The sequence below is a fragment of the Rhizobium sp. P2_G9 genome, assembly GCF_056403475.1.
On the sequence record NZ_JBFUFK010000014.1, the window covers coordinates 72674 to 85099 of the forward strand.

12 protein-coding genes are annotated in these 12426 nt (G+C 57.4%); 5 read left to right on the plus strand and 7 right to left on the minus strand.

Annotated elements, in window-relative coordinates; all coding sequences use genetic code 11:
- Positions 1–6 precede the first annotated feature (6 nt).
- Entirely contained in the window at positions 7–2403 is a 2397-nt protein-coding gene (locus AC1DYF_RS13600; RefSeq protein WP_477877261.1) for an FdhF/YdeP family oxidoreductase, read from the minus strand.
- Positions 2404–2686: 283 nt separating this feature from the next.
- Complete coding sequence (locus AC1DYF_RS13605) at positions 2687–2884, minus strand: hypothetical protein (RefSeq protein ID WP_477877262.1); 198 nt, start codon at positions 2882–2884, stop codon at positions 2687–2689.
- A gap of 167 nt (positions 2885–3051) precedes the next feature.
- On the opposite strand from AC1DYF_RS13605, the gene AC1DYF_RS13610 reads away from it, so the two are divergent.
- Positions 3052–3324 carry a DUF6894 family protein gene (locus AC1DYF_RS13610; RefSeq protein WP_477877263.1) on the plus strand — a complete coding sequence of 91 codons (273 nt, stop codon included), beginning with the start codon at positions 3052–3054 and terminating at the stop codon, positions 3322–3324.
- Between the two features lie 13 nt (positions 3325–3337).
- Here the strand turns inward: AC1DYF_RS13610 and AC1DYF_RS13615 are convergent, their stop codons facing one another.
- Positions 3338–4036, minus strand: a complete 699-nt coding sequence (locus AC1DYF_RS13615) for a Crp/Fnr family transcriptional regulator (RefSeq protein ID WP_477877264.1) — start codon at positions 4034–4036, stop codon at positions 3338–3340.
- Between the two features lie 439 nt (positions 4037–4475).
- On the opposite strand from AC1DYF_RS13615, the gene AC1DYF_RS13620 reads away from it, so the two are divergent.
- The 3 genes from AC1DYF_RS13620 to AC1DYF_RS13630 all read left to right on the plus strand — a co-directional run bounded on the left by AC1DYF_RS13620 (position 4476) and on the right by AC1DYF_RS13630 (position 5935).
- Positions 4476–4652 (plus strand): hypothetical protein, encoded by a 177-nt coding sequence (locus AC1DYF_RS13620; protein WP_477877265.1) that lies wholly within the window; start codon positions 4476–4478, stop codon positions 4650–4652.
- 83 nt (positions 4653–4735) lie between these two features.
- Positions 4736–4960 carry a DUF2934 domain-containing protein gene (locus tag AC1DYF_RS13625; RefSeq protein WP_477877266.1) on the plus strand — a complete coding sequence of 75 codons (225 nt, stop codon included), beginning with the start codon at positions 4736–4738 and terminating at the stop codon, positions 4958–4960.
- 579 nt (positions 4961–5539) lie between these two features.
- The gene (locus AC1DYF_RS13630; protein WP_477877267.1) at positions 5540–5935 is read left to right on the plus strand and encodes a hypothetical protein; all 396 of its coding nucleotides are present in this window, start codon (positions 5540–5542) and stop codon (positions 5933–5935) included.
- Between the two features lie 108 nt (positions 5936–6043).
- On the opposite strand, the gene AC1DYF_RS13635 is transcribed toward AC1DYF_RS13630, so the two are convergent.
- The 3 genes from AC1DYF_RS13635 to AC1DYF_RS13645 form a co-directional block, all read right to left on the minus strand.
- Positions 6044–7171: an AI-2E family transporter gene (locus tag AC1DYF_RS13635; RefSeq protein WP_477877268.1), complete on the minus strand. Its 1128-nt coding sequence runs from the start codon at positions 7169–7171 to the stop codon at positions 6044–6046.
- A 922-nt stretch (positions 7172–8093) separates the two neighbouring features.
- Positions 8094–8999 (minus strand): DUF72 domain-containing protein, encoded by a 906-nt coding sequence (locus AC1DYF_RS13640; protein WP_477877269.1) that lies wholly within the window; start codon positions 8997–8999, stop codon positions 8094–8096.
- Positions 9000–9121: 122 nt separating this feature from the next.
- On the minus strand, positions 9122–9985 hold the full coding sequence (locus AC1DYF_RS13645; RefSeq protein WP_477877270.1) for an SDR family oxidoreductase: 864 nt from the start codon (positions 9983–9985) through the stop codon (positions 9122–9124).
- A 403-nt stretch (positions 9986–10388) separates the two neighbouring features.
- On the opposite strand from AC1DYF_RS13645, the gene AC1DYF_RS13650 reads away from it, so the two are divergent.
- Entirely contained in the window at positions 10389–10619 is a 231-nt protein-coding gene (locus tag AC1DYF_RS13650) for a hypothetical protein (protein ID WP_477877271.1), read from the plus strand.
- 759 nt (positions 10620–11378) lie between these two features.
- Here the strand turns inward: AC1DYF_RS13650 and AC1DYF_RS13655 are convergent.
- Positions 11379–12413, minus strand: a complete 1035-nt coding sequence (locus AC1DYF_RS13655; protein ID WP_477877272.1) for a sensor histidine kinase — start codon at positions 12411–12413, stop codon at positions 11379–11381.
- Positions 12414–12426 lie beyond the last annotated feature (13 nt).

Here is a 12426-nt window from a genome sequence, read left to right on the forward strand (position 1 = left end):
ACAAATTCAGTCGACAGGAACCTCGCGCGAAGCCGTCACGAAGACAGGCAGCAATTTGTAGGAAGGCGTCTTCGATTTGGCATCGTGAAGGGACAGCGGGAAAAGCGGATTGCATTCGGGGTAATAACCGGCGCAACAGCCTTTCGGTATACCGTATTCGACGATGCGCAGCCCCCTCACCTGGCGGATCGTCTGCGGTTCGATCGCGGTGGTGAGATCAACACTCTGGCCATCGGCAAGACCAAGCGCCGCAATATCTTCCGCGTTCATGAACAACACCTTTCGTGAGCCTTCCACCCCGCGGAAGCGGTCGCTATAGCCGTAAATCGTGGTGTTGAACTGGTCGTTGGAGCGCAGGGTGGCGAGGTGCAGGGCGTCGCGGCCGTGCTCGATTGCGAATTCCGGAAACAACCGCTCCGGCGTGATGAAATTCGCCTTGCCGTTCGGCGTCACCCATTTCCGCTCCCGGGCGGGCAGAGGCCGGGGGATGCCGCCGGGATGGAACATGCGCCCGTTGAAATTCTTGAACGTCTCGGGATAGGTCCGCTCGATGGCGTTGCGGATCTCCGCATAATTCGCCAGCCACGCCTCCCACGGCACTTTTGTCTCGCCGAGCGTCGCCTTGGCAAGGCCGGCGATGATCGCCGGCTCTGAGAGCAGCTCGGGGCTTGCGGGTGCCGTCATGCCGCGCGAGCCGTGAAAATGCCCCACCGAGCTTTCGATCGACACGGCCTGCGGGCCACTTTCCTGCTTGTCGACCTCGATCCGGCCGAGGCAGGGCAGAAGATAGGCGATTTCGTCATGGATCACATGGTTGCGATTGAGCTTGGTCGCCACCTGCACGGTGAGCCGCAGCTTTCGCCAGGCGCTCTCCATGACCTCCGTGTCCGGCACGGCCCGCAAAAAATTTCCGCCCAGGCCGAAGAAGGCGCGTGTTTCGCCGCTGATGATCGCCTGGCAGGTCTCGATTGAGGAATGGCCGGTCCAGCGCGGCGGCTCGAACTGATAAAGCTCTGCGAGCTTGTCGAGCGGCACGAGGCCGGGCTTTTCGGTAATCCCCACCGTCCGCTGTCCCTGGACATTGGAATGACCGCGCACGGCGCAGATAGCGGCGCCCGGTTTGCCGATATTACCGCGCAGAAGTGCCAGATTGGCCACCATATGCACATTGTCGACGCCCATCACATGCTGTGCCAGGCCCATGCCATAGACGAGCAGCACGGCGTCGGACTTGGCATAGATCCACGCCGCCTCGATCATCTGCTCGCGCGTCAGTCCCGAGACACGCTCCAACTCGGACCATTCATGCTGCCGCGCGGCGGCGGCAAAATCCTCGAAGCCCGCCGTGTGCTGCTTGATGAAATCATGGTCGAGCACATGCTTCTTGTCGGCTGCAGCGATTGCGGCGGCAAAGGCGACGGTGCTGGCCTCCGCCGGATTTTTGGGCACGTCATCGTCACCGGACACCTTGCTGGTGCCGGATGCCTTGAGCCAGTCATCGGCCTCGATCAGCGCCTTGCAGACGCCGAACAGAGCCGCGGTGTCGCCGCCATTCCTTACCTGATAATATTCGGAGGAAATCGGCGTTTCCTTGCCCGTTAGCATCTGGCCGGGCGCCTGCGGATTGACGAACCGCTCCAGGCCCCTTTCCCTCAGCATATTGAAGGTGACGATCTTGACGCCGCGCTCGACCGCATCCTGCAGGTCATGAAGCATGCGCGGCGAGGAAGTGCCGACATTCTGGGCGATGTAGAAAATGCAATCCGTGTTCTGGAAGTCGCTGAGGATCGCCGTGCCGACCGACGCGCCGATGCTTTCCGGCAGTCCCACCGATGAACTCTCGTGGCACATGTTGGAACTATCCGGCAGGTTGTTGCTGCCATAGATGCGCGCGAAGAGCTGGTACATGTAGGATGCTTCCAGCGAAGCGCGGCCGGATGTGTAGAAATCCACCTGCTTGGGCGACAGCGCGCGAAGCTCGCGTCCAATCTCCTCGAAGACAGCCTCCCAGGCCACAGGCACATATTTGTCGCTCGCGGCATCCCAACGCATCGGATGCGTCAACCGGCCCTGTTCTTCGAGGTCATGGTCGCGCCAGCCTTCGAGTTCAACCAGGGTGTGGGCCGCGAAGAAGGCGCGGCCGGCGCGGCGGCTTGTCACCTCCCAGGCCGTGGCCTTTGCGCCGTTCTCGCAGAATTCGAGCGGACGGGTTTTGGCGGGCTTGGCCCAGGCGCAACTGACGCACATATAGCCATCGGGCTTGTTCTGGTGGGCGAGCAGCGCGGGGCCTTTAGCCGATACATGTTCGCGCAACAGGATCTGGCTGACGGATTTCGCCGATCCCCAGCCTCCCGCAGGTCCGGAATAAACTTTGATGTGCGGTTTGGTTGGATGGCCTGACATGCTCTGCTCCCGTATTGTGCATTCCTAACGGGGTACGAAACCGCATGTTCCCGCGCCGCTTCCTGCCGTACAGCCAAAGTGGCTGCGCCATTTCACTGCGGTGATGCGAATATTAGAGGGAGGTCGAGAGACCTTCGACGACCGGCCCGAGTGGAATGAGGTCCACGGATGCCCGTCGAAAAACAAGACCGATGATGAAGATCCGCCATGACCAACATGTAACGTGCCGGACGGAATATCGACGAACTCGAGCTTGGATCTTCATCACGCGCAACTTCGTCGGTCAGCTGCAGCGTGTGTTGTCAGAAGCAACATGGCTTTCCTTGGGCCAGCGGTAGGCAATGCAGTCCTCAATCGAGATGAGGACCTCGTCAAGCTGCCAACCGGCCCGCCTAGCGTAGTCAATGATTTCAACGATTTTGTCGTCGATCACATCCCGCAGATCGGGAATCGTCTGGGGGCCTTGGTCGCGGTTTGCCATAGCAAGAGCTCGTTCAATTCAACGCTGTCTAGTAAACGTTTCCGGATTGGGAGCGTTCGTACGCTTAATTGTAAAAGTGGCATACGGTTCCAGCTGGCGGGGGTGGGATCGCAGGTTCGGTCTGAAAGCGTACAGAAGCTCACGAGAGCTGAATGGGAACCGTTAGAGTGGAAAGCAACTATGGTGGTCATCCGGAGTTTGAAATGCCACGCTATTTTTTCCATATGCGCGAAGGCGATGATTTCATTGAGGACTTGGAGGGTATTGATTTACCTGACGCCGCATCCGTTCACGACGAGGCGATCCAGGCCGCACGGGAAATCATGGCGGATCGGATCAGATCAGGCCAAGTGCTGGACGCACAGGAATTCCTGATCTTCGACGAGAACGGCAAGCAGATTTCCCAGTTTCCGTTCAGAGCGGCTTTGCATCTCGAATAGCGATGAGGTTGGTTCACTGGCCGAGCAGAACACGCCGATACTCCGCCTCAGCCAACCCGTAGCATCCCTCGGCGATCTTTTCCAATCGAGGGCGATCCCGCACTGTGATTAGCCCGCGATCAGCGCGGACCAGATGATCGCCCTCCAGAATATGGATCGCGTTTGTAACGCCGGAGCGACGGACCCCTAGCATCAGGGCCAGGAAATCGTGTGTGAGAGCGATCTCGTCACCCTCGATCCTGTCGTGCGCCATGAGAATCCAGCGTGCCAGTCGTTGGTGGATATCGTACCGGCCGTCCGACAGCGTGGTCGCTGCGATCTGGATCATGAAGACGTGCACGAAGCGGAGTATCAGCGATCTGATTTCGACGCTTTTTTCCATCGCTCCATGAAGATCCGAAGCCCGGACACGCAAGGCGTGTCCGCCGATCTCCATAAAAGCTTTATGAGGGCTGCTCGGCACGCCAAGGACGACCGGCAGCCCTGAGCATCCTTCCTTGCCGATGCAGCCGACCTCGATTTTTTCGCCGGCACTGTCCGTTACGATCTCCGAGGAGAGTCCACCCTCAAAGAAATAAACGTGTTCAATCGGTTCGTACGGCTCATGCAGCACCGCGCGCGTTTCGAGATCAACTGGCGTCAGCAATGGATCAATGTGTGAAGCCTGTTCTGCCGACAAAAGGGAGAGCAGTCCGTTGATGTGGTTATACATTGCATTTTCCTCACAGCCAGGCGGCTCGATTGCGGAAGCAAAATCATCCCTCGATTGAGGTAAAACGGTCGATCTCGAAGCCGGTTCAAAAGCGCTCGGTGGTTACGCGAGCAGCGAGCAAGACAGGCTGCACCGAGCGCCGGTAATCTGGGATCTCCATGGAAAAAGAGGACCGCCGGACGGGATGGGAACTCGCCTGCCATTTGGTTGACCACGGGGAGAAATCACAGAAAATCCCATATCTTTCGTGCCGCCATGTCCCGTTGACATGGGCGCTCCAACCAAGCGCCTGCCGTTTTGATGTTCCTAGTCGATCTCTGCTTCAGCATCACTGTACGCTATCGCTCCATGGTAATTCTCTAGGAACACACCGCCTTGAGGACGGTTGAGCTATGCGAGGCCGCTGTTGGTCTCATCGGGTAATTCAAGGAGAAATAGCATGGCAACTCAAGGTGGATCACACGAGCAGCACGTTAAAGCAGGCCAGCAAACCCACAAGAATGCAGGTGCTTCTTCCTCAAGCTCCAATGATGACAAGTCGGGCAACAGTGCGCGCGGCGGCAAGAACGAGCAGCAGTCGAAGGCTGGTGAGCAAAGCCTTAAGAACAGCAAGTGACACTGCCAGATGAAAGGCCCGCCCGACGCGGGTGTTTCACCCTTATCGCAATGTCCCCGTGAAAATATTGTCGAGCGGTTTGAATGGATGACCAAGGTGAGAATTTTATCCGTGCGCGAGCCCACGCGATCTGGCTCCAAGCCGGCATGCCAGTAGGGCGGGATTTGGAAAACTGGCTACAGGCAGAGAGTGAGCTTGCAGCTTTCACTCAGAGCGTAAACGGGTCGAAGCGAAACCGTTGGCATTGGTACAAGCCACGCCGCAAGACAGATCGGCAAGCGACACCAACACGCATCGCCAGAAACTGACGATCGACGCAATCTCGGTTGCTAGACCACGATCAAAAAGAAGCGCGGGGTCATTTGCTCGATTCTAACCAGCAAAGACGCGTCGGCGTCGAACGGCAGCCGCAAGCGATGATGAGGCGCTCTCTCTGACGCGATTCGATCGCAAAGCAACCAACCCAGTCCAAAGGTAAGATCATGATCGACCGGCACAATGCTACCTCTGAACATCATCGTCTCGATACGGAGGCTAACGGATGCAGCGGCGATGGTTCTCCCCGCGATGAAAGCTCGAAAGAAGACGTTTCGTCACTCGACCAGCGCCGCCCGCCGGGTATATCCCCTCGCGATGCAAGGCTTTTGATCAGCGGCTCCCCGATATCAAATCGTGGGTCGGATCTGGCTAGCGCAAGTCGCCGTAGCGGCGGAAGTGCGAACGACCCTCACGGGGGCCATGAGCGGCCCGACAATGAGTTCAGGACTTCTGAGGCAGATCCCGTCCAGGAGCTTGTTCCCGGTGGCCAAGGCGCCGAGCGGCCGCCATATGGCCAGCAACAATTAGAAGAGGGATTGCGGGACACGAAAACTCCGGAGGCCACTCGCATGACGGATGATGTCGCTACAGCCCCCGACCTAGTTGACGACGACACTCGCTCCTCGGCTCTCGAACCGCGGATCGATCCGACCTCGATCGAGGGAATTTATCGTAAAGGAATGGCCGAGGGTGGTGCGGGAGCGAATGCTGGCAACCCCCGATCTCCACAGGGCGTTGAGATCGTTCCATCTTTCTCATTGGCGTATACAGACAGTCAGAAACCCAACCTGCCGGATGCTGTCGATGAAGAGATGACCCGCATCGCGGACGGAGCCGGTATCGGCCAAGAGCCAGTTGAGCGCCGCGCCAACACTATGATTTTTGACAAGCGCGAGGGCAACTTCGTTATCCAGCACGAGGAGCATGGGACTGGCGTTACGTCACAGGACCATACTGCCTCGTAGACGCTCGACGCCGCTGGCGGCAGTGGCACCTGACCCCAGAACCAGATGTACCGTCGTCCTCAAGCGGGCTTGTCGAACAGCGACGACACGGCGTCTCACTCGAAACACTTAGAAGGCAGGATCGTCGATTGCGTCTTTCTGGATCGGCTTTTCCGCCGTAAGGAAATTGCCGACCGGGTGCAGCGACTCAAAATTGTCGCAAGCGACTTTGATAATCACCAGGATCGGCACTGCCATAAGTGCGCCGACAAAGCCCCAGAGCCAGGACCAGAAAGAGATCGAGATGAACACGAACACGGCGTTCAGTTCCAGTCTCCTTCCCAGAAGCATCGGCGTCAGGAACTGGCCCTCCAGAATATGGACCAATAGAATGAAGCCCGGGGCAATCAAAGCGTAAAAAGTGTCGTCGAATGTGGCGATCGATATCGCGCCCACCAAGACGATGGCGACGAGCGCGCCCACATAGGGCAAGTAGTTGAGGACCGCAGACGCCACGCCCCAAACCAGAGCGTTCGGCATCCCGAGCAGCCACATTCCCGAGCCCACGACGATTCCGACGATGATGTTGATCACCGTGATTGTAAAGAGGTAGCGTGATATCTCCGACTGAACGTTGTAGATGACCTTGAGCGCCTTCTTCTTGTCGCTGAGGTTGGGGAACACCTGGATTATCTTCTGGTAAAACAGGGTTCCGGACGCGAGCAGAAAAAGCGAGAGCACGAAGGTCACTGCAAGCGTGGTGCCTACCGAAAGGAGGTTTCCCGCTGCTCGCGAGACTATGCCTGGCTGAGCAACTACCACCTTCTGGGTGGTGGCGTCGTCGACGTTCTCTGAAACCTTGTCAATTTGGGCGGTCGCCTTTATCGCCTTATCGAACATGTGCCGAACTGTGTCGGCCCGTTCGCGCAGTTTGTCGCCGATTTCAGGCGCGTCGCTTATCATTTGAGAAATGGGGCCACTTGTGAAATAGCCAAGGGTTCCGAGGCAAAAGGCCGAGATGACTATGAGAATAGTCGCCCCCACCGCGGACGGTACGCCCCACTTTCCGATGTACCGTACGACCGGGGTGAGTGTCGTCGCCAAGATGAAAGCAAGGAAGACGGGCGTGAGGAAATCCCGGCCGATGTAAAGGCCATAAACCGCCAACATTAGGAATATGCCGACGATGTAGGGATGGGATCGCTTTGCCGGGGTGAGCCGGCGCGACCACCGCTTCTTGACACTATCCCCGGACATGAGTTTCTCCGTATAGCATTACGCGAATTTGCCGCTGCATTTGGCTGCGGGCATTGTCCGGATCGTCGGGCAGGCCTTTTCGTGCCTGAATAGGTTGTTCGCCCTTTGCGACGATCGCGGCACCGCTCCCGCTTTTCTGACCACCCCAGATCGCACCGTAGCTTGCAGCCTCGATTTCCTCGGCGGAAATTACTGTCGGGAGCATTCAGTTGCTGCAGGCAAACCACTCCGGGAGATGCCTTAGCGAGCCACCGCAGAAATACTTGTAGGCGGACGTGCACGCCGTTGAGATTGTGAGTGGCGATCCTCAAGTCGTGGACTCTTCCGAGCGAAAGAATACCTCCCACAATGATGCATTCGCTCAATGCCCATCGACATGAGAAGGTTCCGGATGCACCAGAACTGCGCAAGTCGAACTGTTAATCTTCGGCCGGCCCCCTGATCCGGTGGCTGCACTGAAACCGACATGAACCGGATTGGAGATTGTGGCGGGCCGCGCCCCGCGCGGGAATGCTCGCGCATCAGCTCTTGATTGCCCTGCCACCGGCTGCAAGCAACGCCGCTGTTACAACCCGCCATAACTCAGCACGATCTAATACCTCATATAAGTTCATCCGATCGGGCAAATCAATTAATTCCAGTCCTCGACAGGCTGAACAGAGAATCGCACTCAGCTTCGGTGCTCTGGTTTCACCAGGGCGGCGGCCCGAAGTTGAACCTACTCTCAAAGCGAATCTGAACATCGGTCAAGCACGACGATTGGCGGCGCTCGTCGTGTACCTTATCAATCGAGAACAACGCAAAGCCGGTGCACAGGGGACGTGCGCCGGCTTTTCTTGTTTCACGCTGAATCTTTTGCCCGAAGACGGCGATTGCAGAGCAGTACCTCTCGATGGCCGAGCACGGATAACCGAGCCACTCGCTACCATGGCATCTCATCGTCATGTTTGATCAGCAGCAAGGTCGCCAACATCTTGGCGTTCTTGATTGCATATCCGTCGCGATCGTTATTGAAGTAGATCCAGACGGTTTTGGCCCCGCTGTCGACGATGCGCGCAGCCCAAACAGCCAGCTCAGCCTCGCTGTAGTCATGGCGGTACCACTGGTTGACGCCGTGAAAACGGATGTAGACATCATCAGCAGTCTTGACCAACTCGTCGGGCAGGCGCGGTCCACTGGGCGAGCAGAATATCGCTCCAGCGGCTCGAAACGCGGCGTAGACGTGCTCATTCCACCAGCTCTTGTGGCGGAATTCCACGACATTGCGATGGCGAGGATCCAATTGTCCGAGGATCAGTTCGAGCTTGCGGGGATCATAGCGAACGCTCGGCGGAAGCTGGAACAGGAAACAACCCATTTGAGGCCCGAGCAAATCCGCAATATATCCGAAATCGTCGACAAGTTCCTGCGTTTCTTCAAATCGCCGCACATGCGTGATCAGTTCGCAAACTTTGATCGTATAGACAAAATCCTCGCGAGCCTGGCGCAGCCATGTCCTGACCGTCGCGACGGTCGGCCAGGAATAAAATGGCGCGTTCAGCTCAACCGTGTGGAATTCACGCTGGTATATCGAGAACCACTCATCGCGCGGCACGTCGTCCGGATAGAACTTACCTTTCCAATGCCAATAGTACCAGCCCGAACAGCCTATATTGACCCGGGACGAAGGATGAGCCGCTCGCCCTGGAGGCGTCGCTTCAGACTGGCTTTTCAGCCTCGCAGCATGCATTCGGCTGGCGCGGTCCAAATTAGCCTGCCTCTGAGCTTCGCGTCGCGCAGCCCGCCGCTCGCGTCGCTGCTGAATTTCCTCTGGCGAGCGATCAGGCATGGATGTTTCCGACTATCTTGTGCGTGAGCTGTTAATATCGTTTGCCAACGCGGCCAATTGGCCGCCTTCGCGCACCAATCCAGGCGACTTGTCAACCACAACTTTTCGACGATGGTCGATAGTTAAATCATGATTTCCCCGCCCGTGACGGGTATGACGGCTCCCGTCATATAGCTGCCGTCCTCGGACGCCAGCAGCACGTAGGCGCCAGCCAGTTCGGCGGGCTGACCCGCACGACCGATTAATGTTTTGCTGCCGAACAATGCCGACTTCTCCGAAGGCATCGTGGAGGGAATCAGCGGCGTCCAAATGGGCCCAGGTGCGACAGCATTGACCCGAATGCCTTTATCGGCGAGCATTTCCGCGAGCCCGGCCGTGAAATTCGAAACAGCTCCTTTGGTCGAGGCGTAGGCGAGAAGATGTGACGATGGCTGCCGAGACTGGATCGACGTCGTATTGATGATCGATGCACCCGGTTTCATATGCGGAACCGCAGCTTTCGCAAGAAAGAACGGCGCGTAGATATTTGTCCGAAACGTCTCGTCCCACTCGTCGGCGGTTATGTCGCTAATGGAAGAATACGTCCTTTGAAAGGCCGCGTTGTTGACGAGGATGTCGATCCCGCCCAACTCGGAAACGGCCCGCTTCACGAGAGAAACGCAGTGGTCCTCGGACTTTATGTCACCGGCCACGACAATAGCGCGGCGTCCGGCGGCTTCGACCCACCTTGCAGTTTCACTCGCGTCTTCGTCCTCGTTCAAATACGAGATTAGTACATCAGCACCCTCACGGGCATACGCTATCGCGACTGCGCGTCCAATTCCCGAGTCCGCCCCTGTGATTACGGCAGCTTTGCCCTTGAGTTTGCCACTGCCCTTGTAACTGTCTTCGCCATGATCGGGCACGGGGTCCATGAGCTTGGTTTCGCCCGGGGGAGACTGTTGTTGCTTCGCTTGCGGAGGCATAGGATATTTGTTGTCTGACATGGTTGTTTCCTTCCAATTGATCGTGACAACAACCCCGCGCTCGAGATGTTCCTGCCGGAAGGCCTTTTCCCCTTTGGTAATCTTCAGCCTGCGTGAAGGCTCTGGCCTGATGCCGCTCGGCCGTCCGGTTGGAGTCGAACGCCGTGTTCGTTTATTTCCATCTCATTCTGGTCGTTGCTCTGGGGATTTGTTGGGGCGCTGATGGCTGTCCATATCCTCGTCATCATCAAGGTGGCCTGCGACAACATTCAAGCTTTGAGCCCTGTCGGAGCTTCCTTCCGGGCGACCCGTTCCGTCCCTGATAGGGCCTCGAACGAATTTGCTGGTGATGCCCATCGAGCAGCTCTGGAACCATCCATGCCTGGCCCCGTTTGCAATGCATAAAATCGCAAAGGAGTCTAAGATGAAGACGGTCATTGGACTTGGCCTCGTTGCCATGTTTTCTTTCGCCAGCATCGCTGCTGCGGACGACGTCACGATTATAAAGCGCCATACCGACCCCGACCCTGATACGACGGGGAGCATTGTGCTGAAGCAACGCAATCCTGACGTCGTGGTCAAGAAGAAGGTGATCATCAAGGAAAACGACGACAATCACGGGGTGGTGATCAAGGGCAACGATGACGAAGATTGAATTTCTTCACGTGCGCCGAACGTGTATGGCGAGGGCCTGACTTAGCCATGGCTTCGCAATCGTTTGCGTACCGTGTCGCCGCCAGCTCGCTTAACCGAGGTGACGGCGACCGTACATTGCGTAATGATTTCATGTCGTTCGTCTACATGCGGCCACGCGCTTGATTTGATTTGCATAGCAACGCTAAGTTCATTTAGAGGGCCATCAAGCTTGGGTTTCGACCAATTTGATCGCAGGGCCATCACCCCTAGCCATGAAATGTTTCAAGCGCACGCTGCGACGTACTCAATCAGAGGGAAGCCGAGCGGTGCAAGGCTGACGGCATCCCTGAATGCAATGTTGCTACTCCGAAATGCGTCTCTGCCACTCTCTCAACTGATCACTGTCGGGTGTTGCGCGGCGGTCCCCCCTCACCGGCGACAGGATTAGGGAGCAGTCGGCCCTGAGCGGCCAGCGACTTTGCAAATCCCCGGGCCGCCGGCCGCTTCCTCGGTAAGCGAAATCCTCGCTCGACCAGACCACGGACCATTGGCTGCGGGTCGGCGGGGCGAGCAGCGGATCGGCGAGGCCGGTGATGGTGATGCCGGGCCGAGGTTCACTATGAGCAGCCGCTCGTCTTCGGGCATCCCGACGAAAACGCGCAGCAAGAATGCCTTTTCACCGATTACGCCTGCGTCCCGGCGGCTGCCAGCAATCGGGGCGCACTGAGCGGGCTAAGACTTCGACGGGAATGCAAAGCGACCACGATGGGAAAGGCGCTCAACACGTTGATCTAATAAGAGCTAGATCGTTTTCAAACTGGACTTTGGACAGCGGCATATCCGCCTCAAGGACAAAGCCGCTTGTTTCGTATGAAAAGTCCAGGTCGCCATAGCTGCGGAGGCTGGCAGAAACCAGCTGTGAGCCAAAACCCTTGCGAACCGGTGCCGACACTGCTGGCCCGCCGATTTCCCTCCACGACGACAAAAGGTGGTCGCCATCGTCACGGCGCTCAATCCGCCACCTGATCTCCACATATCCGCTCTCGTTCGACAGCGCTCCGTATTTGCAGGCGTTGGTCAGAAGCTCGTGAAGCACCATGGAGAACGACAGGGCCGCTTCTGGACCGAGCGTCACTTTCGGACCGCCCGTTTTGATGCGGTCACTCGCTTCCAAGCCGATGGCTGCTTTCGCAGCCTCGACGATATTTTCGAGCGTTGCACTGAGCCATTGTTTCTGAAGTAGGATGTCGTGAGCATTGGAATAGGCCGATATACGGGATTGGATTTTTTCACGCGCGTCGTCGAGCGAAGCCGAGTTTCTCATCGATTGTGTCACAATGGATTGGACGACAGAGAGAGTGTTTTTCATACGATGATTGAGTTCGTGCATCATCAATCGCTGACGTTCTGCCTGTTCCCGCTCTCCGGTTCTGTCGCGAAGAATCTTGACGAAGCCGATTACCTTGTCGTCCACGGTTTTCAACGCCATCATCTCGCCAGACGCCCAGAAGCGCGATCCGTCTGCGCGCAAATGCCACCGCTCGTCACTGCCTCGGCCTCGGTGAAGGGCGGCGGTCATCTCTGACTGGGGCACTCCCCGTTCCCGGTCCTCCTCGATAAAGAAAGACGTAGCCGGTTTGCCGATCATTTCTTCGGCCGTCCAGCCCAGCACCTTGTGGGCGCCCTCGTTCCAGCTCGTAACCAGACCATCGAGATCCATCGAAATTATCGCATAGTCGATGGCGCTCTGCACAATAGCTTCGAGGAAGCGTTCCCGCGAAGAAATCCGGTCAGACGGGAGTTCGATTTTCACGGTATTCCTTTCC